This window comes from Kitasatospora sp. NPDC048194 (assembly GCF_043202455.1).
Lineage (GTDB): Bacteria > Actinomycetota > Actinomycetes > Streptomycetales > Streptomycetaceae > Kitasatospora.
Genome location: NZ_JBIDAK010000002.1, coordinates 138,937 through 155,123, shown reverse-complemented (window position 1 = coordinate 155,123; position 16,187 = coordinate 138,937). Strand labels below are relative to the sequence as shown.

General features: G+C 73.8%; 12 protein-coding genes and 1 pseudogene. 7 read left to right on the top strand and 6 right to left on the bottom strand.

Annotated features, from left to right (window positions below; genetic code table 11):
* Positions 1–107: 107 nt before the first annotated feature.
* From ACGF07_RS03205 to ACGF07_RS03195, 3 genes and pseudogenes are all read right to left on the bottom strand, one after another.
* Complete coding sequence (locus tag ACGF07_RS03205) at positions 108–1,253, bottom strand: PP2C family protein-serine/threonine phosphatase (RefSeq protein WP_392894894.1); 1,146 nt, start codon at positions 1,251–1,253, stop codon at positions 108–110.
* A 546-nt stretch (positions 1,254–1,799) separates the two neighbouring features.
* On the bottom strand, positions 1,800–3,206 hold the full coding sequence (gene lpdA / locus ACGF07_RS03200; protein WP_350736047.1) for a dihydrolipoyl dehydrogenase: 1,407 nt from the start codon (positions 3,204–3,206) through the stop codon (positions 1,800–1,802).
* A 457-nt stretch (positions 3,207–3,663) separates the two neighbouring features.
* Positions 3,664–5,105 (bottom strand): annotated as a pseudogene (locus ACGF07_RS03195) (M28 family peptidase); the annotation flags it as partial.
* A gap of 273 nt (positions 5,106–5,378) precedes the next feature.
* Between ACGF07_RS03195 and ACGF07_RS03190 the strand changes: the two are divergent.
* From ACGF07_RS03190 to ACGF07_RS03170, 5 genes are all read left to right on the top strand, one after another.
* Positions 5,379–5,555 (top strand): antitoxin, encoded by a 177-nt coding sequence (locus tag ACGF07_RS03190; RefSeq protein WP_350736053.1) that lies wholly within the window; start codon positions 5,379–5,381, stop codon positions 5,553–5,555.
* Between the two features lie 469 nt (positions 5,556–6,024).
* A complete protein-coding gene (locus tag ACGF07_RS03185) occupies positions 6,025–6,615 on the top strand; it encodes a TetR/AcrR family transcriptional regulator (protein WP_392894892.1) in 591 nt (196 codons plus the stop codon).
* 50 nt (positions 6,616–6,665) lie between these two features.
* Entirely contained in the window at positions 6,666–7,985 is a 1,320-nt protein-coding gene (locus ACGF07_RS03180; RefSeq protein WP_392894890.1) for an MFS transporter, read from the top strand.
* Positions 7,986–8,333: 348 nt separating this feature from the next.
* The gene (locus ACGF07_RS03175; protein ID WP_392894888.1) at positions 8,334–8,738 is read left to right on the top strand and encodes a hypothetical protein; all 405 of its coding nucleotides are present in this window, start codon (positions 8,334–8,336) and stop codon (positions 8,736–8,738) included.
* A gap of 502 nt (positions 8,739–9,240) precedes the next feature.
* Positions 9,241–10,533: a hypothetical protein gene (locus tag ACGF07_RS03170; protein ID WP_392894886.1), complete on the top strand. Its 1,293-nt coding sequence runs from the start codon at positions 9,241–9,243 to the stop codon at positions 10,531–10,533.
* A 383-nt stretch (positions 10,534–10,916) separates the two neighbouring features.
* Here ACGF07_RS03170 and ACGF07_RS03165 read toward each other — a convergent pair whose 3' ends face one another.
* Entirely contained in the window at positions 10,917–11,918 is a 1,002-nt protein-coding gene (locus tag ACGF07_RS03165; protein ID WP_392894884.1) for a GlxA family transcriptional regulator, read from the bottom strand.
* Between the two features lie 119 nt (positions 11,919–12,037).
* Between ACGF07_RS03165 and ACGF07_RS03160 the strand changes: the two genes are divergently transcribed.
* Positions 12,038–12,949, top strand: a complete 912-nt coding sequence (locus tag ACGF07_RS03160; RefSeq protein ID WP_392894883.1) for an NAD-dependent epimerase/dehydratase family protein — start codon at positions 12,038–12,040, stop codon at positions 12,947–12,949.
* A gap of 161 nt (positions 12,950–13,110) precedes the next feature.
* On the opposite strand, the gene ACGF07_RS03155 is transcribed toward ACGF07_RS03160, so the two are convergent.
* Both ACGF07_RS03155 and ACGF07_RS03150 read right to left on the bottom strand, forming a co-directional pair.
* Positions 13,111–13,578 carry a DUF4279 domain-containing protein gene (locus ACGF07_RS03155; RefSeq protein WP_392894881.1) on the bottom strand — a complete coding sequence of 156 codons (468 nt, stop codon included), beginning with the start codon at positions 13,576–13,578 and terminating at the stop codon, positions 13,111–13,113.
* Between the two features lie 541 nt (positions 13,579–14,119).
* Positions 14,120–15,463 (bottom strand): MATE family efflux transporter, encoded by a 1,344-nt coding sequence (locus ACGF07_RS03150; RefSeq protein WP_392894879.1) that lies wholly within the window; start codon positions 15,461–15,463, stop codon positions 14,120–14,122.
* Between the two features lie 148 nt (positions 15,464–15,611).
* On the opposite strand from ACGF07_RS03150, the gene ACGF07_RS03145 reads away from it, so the two are divergent.
* Positions 15,612–16,151, top strand: a complete 540-nt coding sequence (locus ACGF07_RS03145) for a PadR family transcriptional regulator (RefSeq protein WP_350736079.1) — start codon at positions 15,612–15,614, stop codon at positions 16,149–16,151.
* Positions 16,152–16,187: the final 36 nt, after the last annotated feature.

Genomic DNA, 16,187 nt, shown 5'->3' with positions numbered 1-16,187 from the left:
GGGTCGGCCGTCCAGTGCCGCGCTGGACAGGCCGGGCTCGGGCTGAGCGCCGCCGTCCCGCGCCTGCGTCGCAGGGGTGGCCCGGCCGGGCCGCGCCCCGGCGGTCCTCAGCCCCACTGCGTCTCCTCCGGCGAGACCCCGGCGGACCTCCGGACGGCCAGCAGCGCCGTGTCGTCGGTGCGGCGGCCCCCGGTGTGGCGAACGACGGCGGCGGCGACCTCGTCCACCAGGTGTTCGGGGTCGCCGGCACCGGGCTGACCGGACAGCTGCTCCAGGTGTGCGCGGAGGTCGAAGAAGTCACCCTGCCGGTCGCGGGCCTCGGTCACCCCGTCGGAGACGATCAGCACGGTCTCGGCCGCGGCGAGGCGCAGCCGCTGGGCCTCCGGAAGCCCGCCGGCCAGTTGGGCGAGGCCGATCGGCGCTCCGTTGCCCGAGGGCAGTTGCCGTACCCCCGCCGGTCCCAGGACGTGGGGGCTGTCGTGGCCGAAGTTGACCATCCGGATCTCCCCCGGCGCGCCGTCGGGGAACCAGAGGACGACCGCGGTGACGAACCGTTCCTCCCGTTCCCCCAGCCGGGCCGACATCCGGTTCTGCCGCAGCAGCCGCTCCTCCAGCCGGTACGCGACGCTCGCCAGGTCCTCCAGTTGGAAGGCGGCCTCCCGGAAGCAGCCGACCAGCGCCGCCGCCGTGGAGACGGCCGGCAGTCCCTTGCCCTGCACGTCCCCCAGGATGACCCTGGCACCGAACGGGGTGGCCACGACGTCGTAGAAGTCACCGCCCACTCGCGCCTCGACGTCCGCCGCCAGGTAGCGTGCCGCCGAGTCGACTCCGCCCCAGCCGTGCGGCACCGGACGCAGCATCACCTGCCGGGTGGTCTCGGCGGCGCCCTGGAGATGCCGGACGTAGGCGGCGGCCCGGGCCCGGGCGAGGCTCAGCGGCAGGGCCAGGGCGGCCCCGGCGATCACCAGCAGGAAGTCCTCGATCCCCTGGGACTTGGCCCAGATGCTGTCCACCGCCGGGTAGACGGCGATCGACGCGCAGGAGAAGGCCACGGTGAGCAGCGGGCCGCACAGCCCGGCGGCGACCACGGGAACCAGGACCAGCCAGCTCACGGACGCGAAGGAGTGCGGCGTCAGCCCGTCCACGACCACGACCGCCACCAGCAGCGCGGCGGGCACCAGCCAGGAGCGGTGGCCGTACCGGACCAGCACCGGGAGCGACTGCTGCTGCACCTCTGCGGACTGTTCCGGCACCCGCCCCTCCACTCATCCGCCCATCCGGCGTCCCGGCTCCCCGGTCGCCGTCCCGGCCATCCGGCCGGCTCACGGGCTCACGGCTGTCGGCCTTCCGCTCCCGGCGCCCGCCACTGGCGCGGCTCTCGGCTCCGGCTTACCGCTTACGGCTTCCGGCTTCCGGCTTACGTTGCGGGCTTTCGACGGTCCGCGCGGCCCTTCCGGAAGACACGTCGGTCCCCGCCGGGCGCGTGGCTCCGGGGCGGAGACGTCGGGCCCCACGTTAGGCGGCGCAGCCCGCAGAAGGCCGCGCAACGGGCCCGTGCCCCGGACCGTCGCCCGTTCGGCCCAACCGCCGGGCGCGGTGGCCGCCTGGCTCCTCCCACTCGGCCGACCGCACACACGCGCCCCGCCGGGCCCCGTGCACGGCGCCCGACCGCCTCCCGCGGGACGCCCGCCGCCGGGGCGTGGCGGAGCCCGCCGAGCACGTCCCGCCCGGCCGACCGCACGCATGCGCGCCCCGCCGGGGCACTTCCCGGCGGGGCGCGGTGTCGGACGGGCGGTCCGTCACATGTTGATCATGTGGCCGGCCAGGCCGTGGATGGCCTCCTTGACCGCCTCGCCCAGCGTCGGGTGGGCGTGCACGTTGCGGGCGACCTCGTGGACGGTGAGGTCCCACTGCTGGGCCAGGGTCAGCTCGGGCAGCAGCTCGGTGACCTCCGGGCCGATCAGGTGGGCGCCGAGCAGCTCGCCGTACTTGTTGTCGCTGATGATCTTGACGAAGCCGATCGGGTGGCCGAGGCCGTGCGCCTTGCCGTTCGCGGTGAACGGGAACTTGGCGACCTTGACGTCGTACCCCATCTCGCGGGCCTGCGCCTCGGTGTAGCCGAAGGAGGCGATCTGCGGCTGGCAGTAGGTGGCGCGCGGGATCATGGCGAAGTCGACCTCCATGGTCTCGGCCCCGCCGATGGTCTCGGCAGCGATCACGGCCATCGTCTCGGCCGCGTGCGCGAGCATCAGCTTCGCGGTGACGTCACCGATCGCGAAGATGTGGTCGACGCTGGTGCGGCCCCGGCCGTCCACCGCGATGGCGTTGCGGTCGGTGAGCTTGACCCCGGTGTTCTCCAGGCCGTAGCCGTTCACCCGCGGCGCGAAGCCGATCGCCTGGAGCACCTTGTCGGCCTCCAGCACCTGCTGCTGGCCGTCCTTGGTGACGGTGACGCGGACCTTGGCGTTGGGGTCGCTGTCGTCGATCGACTCGACCCGGGTGGAGGTGAGCACCTGGATGCCCAGCTTGCGGTACTGCTTGGCGAGCTCGGTCGAGACCTCGACGTCCTCGAGCGGGACCATGCGGTCCAGGAACTCGACGATGGTGACCTTCACGCCGTAGTTGTGCAGCACGTAGGCGAACTCGACGCCGATCGCGCCGGCACCCGCGATGATGATGCTCTCCGGCAGCTCCTCGGTGAGGATCTGCTCCTCGTAGGTCACCACGCGCTCGCTCAGGCTGGTGCCGGGCAGCAGGCGGGTGGTGGCGCCGGCCGCGATGATGCAGTGGTCGAAGGTGACGACCTCGAAGCCGCCGCCGCTGAGCGCGACCTGGAGGGTGTGGTCGTCGACGAAGGTGCCCCAACCGTCGTACTCGGTGATGCCGTTCTTCTTCATCAGGTAGTGGACGCCCTTGACCCGGCCGTCGGCCACCGAGCGGCTGCGGCGGAAGGCCTCGCCGAAGTCGAAGCTCACCTGGCCCTCGACCTTGATGCCGAAGGTCTTGGCCTCCTTGGTGAAGATGTGGGCGAGCTCGGCGTTGCGCAGCAGGGCCTTGGAGGGGATGCAGCCGACGTTGAGGCAGACGCCGCCCCAGTACTTGGCCTCGATGACCGCCACCTTCAGGCCCAGCTGGGCCGAGCGCACGGCGGCGGTGTAGCCGCCGGGGCCCGCGCCGAGGACGACGACGTCGTAGTGCGTGCTCATGTTGCTGACTCCTCCGAGGGTGTCACGGTGTCGTGATCTCGGTCCCATGGTGTCAGGACCGGATCCGGCGCACCCATCGGGTCTCGGTGGATGCGCTCCGCGCGGCACCGTACAGCGCCCGGGGCCGGATTGTCAGTGGTGCCCGCTACGGTGGCTCGTACCCGGCCCCACCAGGGGCGATGTCGGAGGGGAGGCTCCGGATGGATGGTGTGCGCACGGCAGGCGGGTGGGCCCGCCGCCCGAGGACGGCAGCGGGCCCACCCGGGCGTCAGGCAGCCACCTGGTGGGCGTCCGCCCCGGCTGCGGGGGCCCCGCCCGAACCGCTGATACCCGTTCCGGGCGCCGCCTGAGCAGCGGAGCCCGGTACTGACGCGGGGCCCGGTACGGACGCGGAGCCCGGAACGGAAGCGGGGCCCGGTACGGACGCGGAGCCGAGCGCGGTTGCCGGGCGCTGCGCGGGTGCGGGGCCCGGAACGGACGCGGGGCGCTGCAGTGAGGAGAGGTCCCAGGCGTAGGTGCCGACGGCGTGGGCGATCACGTCGATGTTGACGTCGAAGGCGTCCAGGTCGAGGTTGTCCAGGTCGTCGCAGGCCTTGTGGTAGCAGGAGTCGAAGGCGCTGCCCGCCGTGCCGCCGTAACGGTCCTGCTGCTCGGGGGACTTGATCCCCTCGGCGCCGGTGTCGGTGCCGCCGGCCGGGATCCCTGCGTCGATGAACGGTCCGTAGTCGGAGCGGCCGTTGAAGGCGGCCGGATCGTGCGGCAGGCTGCGGCCGTCCAGGTACGAGGTGAGGTCCCGCTCGATCTGCGCCGAGCCCTCCGGGCCCGCGCCGCCACCCGCGCTGCCGGAGCCGTTGTAGACGAACTGGGCGTAGTTGGGGGAGGCGATCATGTCGAAGTTGAGGTAGAGCCGGATCTTCTTCCGATCCGCCTCGGAGAGTGACTTCACGTACGCCTCGGAGCCCCTCAGACCGAACTCCTCGGCGGACCACCACGCGAATCTGACCTTGTTCCGCACCGGCCGGACGCCGAGGTTCCTGGCGACCTCCAGGATGCCCGCCGAGCCTGAGCCGTTGTCGTTGACCCCGGGCCCGGCGGGGACGGAGTCCAGGTGGGCGCCGATCATCACGGTGTCGGCGGGGTCTCCACCGCGGGTCTCGGCGATGACGTTCCAGGTCGTGCGCGGCTCCATGCGGGTCCGGATGTCGAGCTTCACCCGCACCGGTCCGGCGGCGGCCCGCGCGGCCAGTGCCTCCCCGGCGGCCCTGGCGATCCCACCCGTGGGGATCCTCCCGGCGTTCGGCTCGCCCAGGGTCCCGTTGAGGTCGCCCTCGGCGTTGTTGTAGATGACCGCCCCAAGGGCGCCGGCCGCCGCCGCTGCGGCCTGCTTCTCGGCGAAGCCGCAGCCGCCCCGGCGGATCAGCGCGATCCGGCCGGTGAAGGCGCCGGCGGGGTAGTCGGCGGGCGTGCAGCCGGTGGTGGTGCTGACCGGCACCACGGCCAGGTCGGCGGTCAGGCCCGACTCCGGGCCGCTCACCGAGTAGGTCATGGCGATCACCGGCACCGACCCGGCCTGCGGGGAGACCACGTCCAGGCGCTCCGCGCGCGCCTCGAAGAAGGTGTACTCGAACTCCTGCCTGACACCTTGAGCCCGGCGCGCCGCGCCTCGTCGTAGACGTACCGCGCCGACTCCTCGTGCCCCTTCGAACCGGCGGCCCTGGTACCGCCGTTGCGGTCCGCGAAGCGTTGCAGCGCGGCCAGCGTCCCGTGCGCGCCCTCGGCGCTGCTGGCCTCGACCAGCCGCTCGGCGAGCCTCGCCCCCCGGCGTGCCGGGTCCGGGTCGGCGTTCGCCGTAACCGTGCCGACCAGCAGCAGCGGGGCGACGAGCCCGGCGGCGGTCAGCGCGGCTCCCGCACGACGCCGGTGACGGACCGTGAGCGGACGCGCGGTCCGGTCCTCGGGAGCGGCGCGGTCCGGCAGGGCGGTGCGGTCGAACGGGGAGGTCCGACGACGCCTGGGCAGCTTCAAGGAGGCTCCTTCCGACAGTCCGTGACCTCACGATTTGACATGACCGGGACCGCCTTGCCAAGGCCGCCACGCGGCCGCGAAATGCGCGGGACGGCCTTCGCGGTAATGCTGGAGGGGTGGGGGCGACTCATCCAGGAGGGTGACCACATGTCCATGTTGGATAAGCTCAAGAGCATGCTGAAGGGCCACGAGGACCAGGCCGAAAAGGCCGTCGACAAGGGCGGCGACACCTTCGACGACCGCACTCAGGGCAAGTACAGCAGCCAGACGGACGTCGCCCAGGACCGGCTCAAGGACCAGTTCCGCGACCAGCCGCCGCAGTAGCGCGCGGCGCCCGTCCTGCCCGTCCGGGCCGGGGGCGTGCTTCCCTAGCCGCCGCCCCGGCCCGGACGCCGGCGCTCCCGGGGCCGCTCCGGCCCCGGCTCCTGCCCGTGCTCCTGCTCATCCCTCTCCCCCTGCTGCGGCTCCGCCACTGGCTCCGGTGCGCGCCCTGGCGCCCCACCGGACTCGGGCGCTCCGGACCCGGGCGCTCCACCGGGCGCGGGCACGTCGGCGAACCCCGGCGCCCCGCCGCGCGCCGGTTCCTCCGTGACGCCGCAGTTCTCGCAGGGGCCGGGCCCGGGCCGCTCGCGCAGCCGTCCGCACTCCGGGCACACCCGGTCCAGCCAGCAGGCCGGTTCGCCGCCCTCGTTCATGCCGGAATTCTGCCGCCACCGCTGCCGCCACCTCCACTCCACCCGCGCACGCCACCCGCGAGTAGACACTGTCTACGCCCTGCTGGTAGACAGTGTCCATGACTGAACAGGAACGCGACCTGCGCGCCCGGCTAGTGGCCGCCGGCGTCGAGCTGGTCACCCGGGAGGGCGTCAACGCGCTCGGGCTGCGCGAGATCGCCCGCCAGGCCGGCGTCTCGCACGGCGCCCCGCGCCGCCACTTCCCCACCCACCGGGAACTCCTCGCCGCCATCGCCCGGCAGGGCTTCGGACGCCTCACCGACGCCCTCGCGGGCGCCGACGCCCTCGCCGCCTCCACCGGCGCCGACGCGCGCACCCGTCTGGAAGCCCTCGCCCGCGCCTACCTCGGCTACGCGGCGGCGAACCCCGGGATGTTCGAGCTGATGTTCCGTCACGACCTGCTGGAAGGCAGCGGTGCCGACCTGCGCCGCACCACACTGCCGCTCTTCCGGACCTTCGCCGACCTGATCACCGAGATCCACCCGCAGTGCGACGATCCCACCGCCGCCACCGCCGCCCTCTGGGCCAACCTGCACGGTCTCGCCCAGCTGCGCGCCTGGGGCAGCCTGCGGCTGGTCACCGGCACCGAGGACATCACGCCGCTGCTGCGCGCCGCCCTGGACGCCCACCTCGGCCCGGCCGTCCGGTGACGCCCCGGCGCCGCCAACGGCTCACCCTTGCCGCGAGCATCACCGGAGCCGTGTTGGTCGCCCTCGACGGCACCGTGCTGACCGTCGCCCAGCCGACCCTCCAGCACGACCTGCACGCCTCCCTCGCGGCCGTGCAGTGGACCAGCACCGGCTACCTGGTCACCGTCGCCGCCCTGCTGGTCTTCGCCGGCCGCCTAGGCGACCACTACGGGCACCGGCGCGTCTTCAGCCTCGGCGTGGCGGGCTTCGCCGCCTCCTCCGCCGGGATCGCCCTCGCGCCCGACATCGGCTGGGTGATCGCCCTGCGCGTCCTCCAGGGCGTCTCGGGCGCCCTGCTCCAGCCCGCCACCCTGGGCATGCTGCGGGCGGTCTGGCCCGCCGACCGGCTGCCCGGCGCGATCGCCGCGCGCACCGCCGCGATCGGCCTCTCGGCAGCCGCCGGACCGCTGGTCGGCGGCGCCCTCACCACCCACCTCGGCTGGCGGGCCGTCTTCCTGCTCGGGATCCTGCCGGCCGCCGCGGCGCTGCTCGCGGCCCTCGCGGTGCCCTCGGCTCGGCCCGAACGGACGGCCGCCCCGGGCCTCGACCTGCCCGGCGCCGGGCTGCTCGGCATCGCCCTGGCCTGCCTGGTGCACTCCCTGGTCGCCCTGCCGGACACCGGCTGGTCCGCGACCACGGCCCTCGGCCTCGCAGCCGCCGTGCTGGCCACCGCGGCCCTGGCCCGGCAGGAGCGCCGCACGGCCCGCCCGCTGCTGCCCGCCGAGCTGCTCCGGTCCCCGGCGGTGGGCCCGGCGCTCGGCGTCCTGCTCGCGGCGTCGGCCACCGTGTTCGGGACCCTCTTCCCGGCCACCTACTTCCTCCAGGACGTCCTCGGGCTGGACCCGCTCCAGAGCGCCCTCCGGGGGGCGCCGCTCGCGGTGGCGATGATCCTCGCCGCACCGGCCTCGGCCCGGCTGGCGAGGCACTACGGCGCGCGCACCACCGTGGTGCTCGGGATGGCCGTGATCACCTCCGGCGCGCTGCTCACGGCCCGGCTCGGCCCCTCCTCGGGCACCGTCGCGATCGGCTGCTGCTTCCTGCTGCTCGGCAGCGGCTTCGGCGCGGTGATGACCACGGCCACCTCGGCGATCGTCCGGGGCGCCGCCGCCGCGGAGGCCGGGGTGGCGGGCGGCCTCCAGCAGACGGCGATGAACATCGGACCGGCACTGGGCGTCGCCCTGGCCACCACCGTCGCGGGCCGCACCGCGCCGGGCGCCGCCCTCACCGCGTCCGCCCTGGCGACCGCCGCCGTGGCCACGGCCGGAACGCTCCTGGCCCTCCGCCTCCCCCGCCAGGCGGCTCCGAGCCGGAAGGCCGTCGAGCAGCCGTGACGCCGCCGCCCGGACCGGACGGCGATCTTCGAGTGCGGCCTGCCCCACCGACCACGGCCACGGCACGGCGGTCCGAAGACCCGGGCGAGTGGCTCCGAAGGCGGGCAGCCTGGGACGTCCGGCATCCGGGTTGCGACGACCGAAGAGCCGGACACCCTCCTGACCGCACTCCGACCCGTCGCCCGACCCGGCACGCATCACCGACTCCGCCACGGCGGAGTGCGGGCGCTCCGGCGACACCGCGCGCCGACCGGCGTCGGCGGGCCGGGCCGGGCCGGGCCGGGCCGGGCCGGGTACAGCGGCAACCGCTCGCCCTCGTGTCACTCCGCCGTGCAAGGATCCTTGACCATGATCTCCGCCGAGCAAATGACCAACCGCGCTGGTGACGAGGGCGTGATGCCGTTGCTCACTCTGGACGAGTTCTTCGACGGCAACGACAACGAAGGATGCATCGCGCCGAACCAGTGGGGCTACGGGCGGCCCGCTCTCGCGGAACTGGCCGAGCGCTTCCGCGCCATCGAGGGGCGCGAGGACGTCGCCTGGGTCCGGGTGCAACTGCACCCGGAGACCTTGGAGATGGACGAACTCGCCGGTGAGGCCGTCGCCATCTGCACCACGGCGGACGAGAGTGCCTGCTCTGCGTGGATCGATGGGTTCGAGGCCAGCGGTGTGATCCCGGAGCTGGTGGATGTCTTCCGTGACATTCCGGAGGTGCCACCCGGCGCGACCGTCTGGTCCGTCGTATGGGACTAGGCTCGGCGGCGATGGTGCCGGTCCCAATCACTCGTTGCTGACACCTGGCTCTCTCCCCGCCGCGCCGCGCACGCGCGCCCCGCCGGAGCCCTTCCGGCCCCTGCCTCTGCCCCTGCCCCTGCCCCTGCCCCTGCCCCTGCCCCTGCCCCTGCCCCTGCCCCTGCCCCTGCCCCTGCCCCTGGAGCCTGTCCGGTGGGTCGAGCAACCGGCAAGCAACAGGACCGTTCTCGCGTGCGCGGGGCGGGGTGACCGCCCAGATCCGGAGTCGGCTCGCCTTGCGCCCATCTTCGGCAGAACGTGGGACGAGGCGGTCGCCGGAAGTCCCATCGCACAGCCACCAGGACCTCAGACAGACGAACCACCATCTGACGTGCCATCAATGTGTCATCCCTCACGCGGCATTTGACGCGTAACCGGACGGATCGATCTTGCCGCGAAGACGATCACTCGGCTTGGATGGCCGTACCGACGCGTCACAGTCGGACCGCTGACGATGGGGGAAATGAACGAGATGCGCAGGAACGTGACAGCGGCAGTCATGGCGACCGCCCTGGTGGCCGGCTCCATGTTGGTCACCGGAGCCGGGACGGCACAGGCCCGGGACGGCGACGGGGCCGCGGCGGACACCGACTCCGCGATCGTGGCGGCCGCCGCGAAGGCCGCACCGCTGACCGCGCTCGCCGACGCCCTCGGCGAGCAGGGCCGCAGCGACGCCTACGCCGGCATCTACGGGAACCTGTCCGTGGACGAGGGCGCCGGCACGGTGACCCTCTACGTGACCGACCTCAGGGACGGCCAGAAGCTCATCGCGGCGGCCAAGGGCGCGCACCCGGGCATCGACAGCGGCCTCGCCAAGCTGGCGAGCGCCAAGTACGCGAAGAAGGACCTCGACGCGCAGGCCGACCGGCTGATCGAGTTGGGCGCGAGCGGCGTGACGGCCGGGTCCGTCTACAGCGTGGCCGTCAACCCGGACGGCTCCGGCCTGACCGTCGCGGGAAAGTCCGACAAGCTCGACTCGATCCGCAGCGCCATCGCCACCGGCTTCGCCGCCGACCTCACCGCCGCCCCGGTGACCGTCCAGGCGGGTGACCCGGTCACGGCTGCCTCGTGGCGCTGGAACGACAGCGCGCCGTTCATCGGGGGTGACGTCCTGGTCGGCTCGGCTCACAGCGGCGGGACCAGCCTGTGCACCTCCGGCCTGGTCCTGGACGGCGCCAACGGCGGCGACCTGGTCACCGCCGCCCACTGCTTCCGCCAGGGCACCGACGTCTACGGCGAAGGCGACTCCGTGGGCGACTTCTACGGGACGCACGGCCACAAGATCGGCCACGTCGTCAACACCAACCCGTACTGGGACGCCCAGGTCATCGAGGTCCCCGGCAGCAACGGCTCCGGCACCGCCTCCGACGAGGCCGACCAGCCCGCCGGCAGGTGGTACCGCGTCAAGGGCGTGTCCTACTCGTACAACGGCCAGTCGGTCTGCCAGGACGGCACCCACTCCTACTACTCCGGCCACGGCGTGCCCTGCGGCATCAAGGTCCAGAACGACGACGTGCGCTACCGCCTCGCCTGGGACGACGGCTCCGTGCACACGGTGCGCGGGGTCATGGGCCACAACGCGAACTGGGCGGTCACGGAGGGTGACTCCGGCGCGCTGGTCTTCAGCGTCACCAACGGCACCGACCGCCGGGCCAGGGGCATCGTCTCCGGCCAGTCCGGCAACACCAACCTGTACTGGACCGAGGCCCAGGACATCATCAACGCCATGGGCGTCGGGCTCAACCCGCGCACCTGACCGCACGTCCGCACCCGAGCGACCGGGCCCCGGATCACCGTGCTGGTGACCGCCAGGCCCGGCCCGTTCCTCGAACCGGGCTCGAGCCGGCCGGCGCGCAGCAGGGCCCCGGCGTGCACGGCGGTCAGCGCCAACCGGCGGCCGGGGCTGTCGTGCAGGTCCTGGACGATGCCGCTCCCGCAGCCGGGCCTGATGCGCCCGCCTTGTCGAGGCCGGTGGGCGGACCGCCTCGGCTGCCTCGGCGCAAGCGGTTGGCCCGCCGGTTCCTCGGTTCCGGGATGCCTGCCGATTACTCGACCCACCGGACAGGCCCTGGTCCCGCCACCTGAACCTGCTGCCGTTCCCTCCCGTCGCCGCCCCGGAGCGTCGCCCGGCCCGTGCGATCACATCGCGCTGCGCCCCGACGGGGCCGACCGACGGCTCGCCTCCCGGCCGGACGGCCCCTCGCGGTGCGTGAAGGCCGCCCGGTAGGCGGTCGGCGCCAGGCCGGTGCGGCGGGTCAGGTGCAGGCGCAGCGAGTCGGTGGTGGCCAGGCCGCTGAGCCGGGCCACCCGGTCCATCGGGAGATCGGTGGTCTCCAGCAACTCCTGGGCCCGCAGCACCCGTTGGTGCAGCAGCCACTGCAACGGACTGAGCCCCGTCTCGGCGTGGAAGCGCCGGGTCAGGCTGCGCACGCTCATTCCGGCGTGCGCAGCCAACTCGGACCGCGTGAGCGGAAGCTGCAGCCGCTCCAGCGCCCACGCCCGGGTGGCGGCCAGCGTGCTGCCGGACTCCGGCGGCAGCGGCGCGGCGATGAACTGCGCCTGCCCGCCGGGCCGGACCGGCGCGGCGACCACCAGCCGGGCCGCCTCGTTGGCCACCGTCGCGCCGTGGTCGCGGCGCAGCAGGTGCAGGCACAGGTCGATCCCCGCCGACAGCCCGGCCGAGGTGAACAGGTTGCCGTCCTCGGTGAACAGCACGCCCGGGCGCAGGTCGACGCGCGGGTGACGCGCCGCGAACTCCTCCGAGCGGGCCCAGAACGTGGTCGCCGGCCGCCCGTCCAGCAGCCCGGCCTCGGCGAGCACGAACGCGCCGGTGCAGATCGACGCCACCCGTCGGCCATCCGCGGCCGCCCGTCGCAGCACCTCCAGCACCTGCGGCTCCACGTCCTCGCGTGCCACCGTCCCGGTGACGATCACGGTGTCGGCGTCCGCGGCCTCAGCCAGCCCGTACGGAACCGCCACCGACAGACCGGAGTTGGTGGCCAGCGGCCCCGGTCGCGCGGTGCAGATCCGCACCCGGTAGACCGGCTCGCCGCCCACCCGCACGCCCCCGAGCACCAGTTCGGGGATGGTCAGGTCGAACAGGGTGGCCGGCGGGACGGCGATGACGGCGACACGGTGCACTGGCCCGAACCTCCGGATCTCTGGCATTCGGGCCACTATCCCACGGGTCGCCGCCCCGGAAGGCTGGGGGCAGTCCACCCGGCCGGCCCGCGGCCGGGCCACCTCATGCCAGGAGCACCATGCCCACGCACGTCGTCGTCGGATCCGGCGCCACCGGATCGGCCCTCGCCCGCCTGCTCGCCGATTCCGGCGAAGTGGTCCGACTGGTCAGCCGCCGGGGCTCGGGCCCCGAACACCCGCTGGTCCACCGGGTCGCCGCCGACGCCACCGACACCCACCGCCTCGCCGAACTCACCCGCGGCGCCCGCACCCTGTACCAGTGCGCGATGCCGCCGTACGACCGCTGGCCGGAGCTCTTCCCCACCCTGGGCGCCGCCGTGCTCACCGCCGCCGAACGCAGCGGCGCCGACTACGTGATGCTCGGCAACGTCTACGGCTACGGTCCCGCCGACGGCCCGCTGACCGAGGACCGGCCGCTCGCCCCCACCACCGCCAAGGGCCGCGTCCGCGCCGAACTCTGGCAGCGCGCCCTCGACGCGCACACCGCCGGGCGGGTCCGGGTCGCCGAGGTCCGCGCCGCCGACTTCCTCGGTCCCGGCGCCCTCTCCCCGTTCAGCCTGCTCACCGCCGGCCCGCTGCTGGCGGGCGTCCCCGCCGCCCACCTCGGCGACCCCACCACGCCGCACAGCTGGACGTACACCGGCGACGCCGCCCGCACCCTGCGCGCCGCCGCCGACTCCGAGACCTGGGGGCGGGCCTGGCACGTTCCCTCCACCTCGCATGCCCCCGCCGCCGAACTCGCGGCCCAACTCGCCCGCGCCGCCGGCCGCCCCCTGCCGGAGCTCCCTGCGCTCGACCGCGCCGCCCTCGCCGGACTCGGCCGCACCGACCCGGTGGTCGCCGAACTCGTCGAGATGCTCTACCTCTACGACCGGCCCGCGCTGCTGGACGCCACCGACACCGAACGCCGACTCGGCGTCAGCGCCACCCCGCTGCGGCAGGTGCTCGCCGAACTGACGACCGGCTGCTGACGGGCGGGCGGGCGAGCGGCCAACAGCCCGGCCGGCATTGGGCCGCCGCCCACGTACGCCCCCCGCGCAGCGGGCGTCTGTCCTCCATCGCACGGACGTTTTGCGAGAGTTGGAGGAGAGACTCGGTCGCCCGTTCCGGTGTGGATCATTCATCCGCCGGATCAGGCGAAGTCGTACTCGTCGACGTCCAGACCAGCACCGGTGGCGTGGAGAAACGCCAGCATGTCGCGCCCCAGGTGCCACCCCAACAGGTCTGGACCCTCGATGAGCTCTGGGGAGGCGCTGGCGAGGCGGTCCTGTCCATCCTCATCGTTGAACATGCGCACAACTTCCAGAACGGCACTGGGGCCTTGACGATCCTGGGCGTCGAGCTGCCGGGCCAGGGCCGCGATTGCATCGACGTGCGGTCCGAGCCGCGCCACGACGCGGGCAACCTGTTCGTCGACGCTCATGCCCGGCTCACTGCATACGATCTTCCATCGGTGAAGGACCGGAATCACTTGGGGTTCGGTGAAGCGGCTGCCTCGAACCGTGATCTCGTCCGGTTCGATTCCCAGCACAGCCGTCATCTCCGCGGCCGACATGGTAAGGCTGGACAGCACGAAGTAGACGTACTGACTGATGAACATGCGGGAAGGATAGGCGTCGCACCGGTTGGCGGCTCGCCAGTTGGCCTGGAGCACTGGGCAATTGGCAGGACAATGCCCGAGCCCGGGACCGGCGCGCCGGTCAGTGCTGGTGGCCGGTCCCCGCCCTCGCAACGAGGGCGGGGACCGGCCCGATTCGGGCTCGATGAGGATGCTGCGGGCCACCAGGCACTTCAGCTTCGCCCGGGTGCCTTCGGAGTTCCATGGCTCGGTGCCGAGGCCGAGAGCCCGGCAGACGTCCCTGGCATGGAGTCCGCCTCCGGCCCGCTCCATGGCGGCCGGGCTCGCGCCGTTTCCGGGCAGCAGCGTCCCCGGCAGCGGGAGGCCATCCTCGACAGCCAGATCCACCACGGTCTCGCGCGGGTGATCTTCCGACGCTTCAAGGTGTCTTCCCGGCAACCGACGGCCGCATCGGGGCCGCCCCGCCTCACGCGCGCCCCGCGCGAGGGGCGAGGGGTCCCCGGCTCTCCTCCGGTGCCCGACGAGCCCGCCGTGTCGCCGAAGCACACCGCCCGCCACTCCGTCACTCGACGGGCTGCAACGTCCGCGCCGCGCCGACCGCCGCCACCGGAGCGGTCGGGCGGCGGGTGAGGAGGTGCAGCGCCGCGAGTTGCACCACTGCGCCGACGGCCTGGCCGAGCCACACGCCGTTCACCCCGAGGGGCCCCGACAGACCGACCGCGCAGGCGAGTTGGGCGCCGAGGCCGAGCAGCACCGAGCACGCCAGCGCCCGCCCCGCGCCGGTCGCCTGGTGGACTCCGCCGAGGGCGACGACCAGGGCGTACGGGAGCAGGTAGACCGCCGCCATGCGCAGGAAGCCGACGGACTGGGCGGCGACCGCCCGGTCGTCGGTGAACAGCGCGGTCAGCGGGGCGGCGAGGGCTGCCGATGCCGCCGCCGTCCCGGCGCCGAGTACGGCGGCCAGCCGGACGACGGCTCGGCGGAGGGGTGGCAGGGCCCCGCCGTCGCCGGCTCCGGCGAGGTGGGAGGCCCGCAGCGCGACCGCCTGGCGCACGGCGTAGAAGGCCATGGTGACGACCAGCAGCAAGCGGTAGCCGATCCCGTACCCCGCCACCGCCGCCACGCCGAAGCCTGCCACCAGGCCGAGTTGGGCCGTGCCGACGGCCATCCGGGCGGTGAAGTCCAGACTGAACGGCGCGCCGGCCCGGACGATCCGCAACGCTGCCGCGCGGGTGCCCCGTGGGGCGGCGCCGGGCTTCCGGACGGCCGCGCCGGTGCGTGATCGCAGGCGCAGCGTCACGGCGAGGGCGATCGCCCGGGAGGCCGTCAGGGCGAGGGCCGCGCCGGTGACGCCGAGGGCGGGCAGCGGGCCGGGGCCGAGGATCAGCAGGGGATCCAGCACCAGGAGCAGGGCGTTGGAGAGCAGGGCGATCCGCATCGGGGTGCGGGTGTCGCCGGCGCCCTTGAAGAGCTCGTCGGCGACGCGCTGGGCGAAGAAGAGAACGAAGGCCGGGAAGGCGACGGTGAAGTAGTCGGCCGCCCGGGCGGCTGCCTCGCCGTCCAGGAAGGCGCCGGCGAGCCGGTCGCGCAGCAGGAAGCCGGGCACGGCAAGGACGAGGCTGCCGGCGGCGCAGAGCCACCAGGCGGCCCGGGTGATGCGGGCGGCCTCGCCGTGGTCGCCTGCGCCGTGGGCGCGGGAGAGTTGGACGGCGGTCCCGGAGGAGACCATCAGGACGAGCCCGAGCAGCAGGTTCTCCACGGTGCCGGCGAGGGTGACGGCGGCGACGGCAGTGCCGCCGAGGCCGGCGACCCAGAACGTGCCGATCACCGAGGCGACCACGCCTGACAGCAGTTCGACGTAGACCGGTCCCGCCAGTGCGGCCAGTCGGGGCAGGTGCCCGCCCATGGTTCCCCCTCGCTCCTCCGCCGGCGCGCCCGCAAGCGGCTACATCGATTCGAGCTATGCCCGAACAGAGATACATCGGATCGATGTATCTCGGCAAGAGGTAACATGACCGCGCATCAGGGCGCTCTCCGACGAAAGGCTCCCGACCGTGCTGACGCTCGCGATCCTCGGCTTCCTCTACGACCAGCCGCTGCACGGCTACCAGCTCAAGTCCCGGATCACCGGCCTGACCGGCCACGTCAGGCCGGTCAGCGACGGCGCGCTCTACCCGGCCATCACCCGACTGGAGAAGGCCGGCCTGCTCGACCGGCGCCCCGAACCGGGCACCGGAGCGGCCCCGCGCCAGACCCTGGAACTGAACGAGCGGGGACGGGCCGAGCTGCTGCGGAGACTGGCCGACCCGGAACAGGCCGAGATCACCGACCAGATGCGGTTCTTCGCCCTCGCGTCCTTCCTCCACCACCTGGCCGACCCGGCCCGGCAGGCCGCCGTCCTGCGCCGCCGCTTGGCCTTCCTGGAGGCCCCGAGCAGCTTCTTCTACGACGGCGACGACGGGGACGGCCTGCCCGTCACCGCGGAGCGCGAACCGAATCCGTTCCGGCGCGGCATCCTGCTGGTGGCCCGGGCCTCCAGCGCCGCCGAACGGGCCTGGCTCACCGAGACCATCGCCGACCTGGAGCGCCGTTAGGAGCCGTCCGGGCGAGCGGTAGGGTCACCCGCGTGG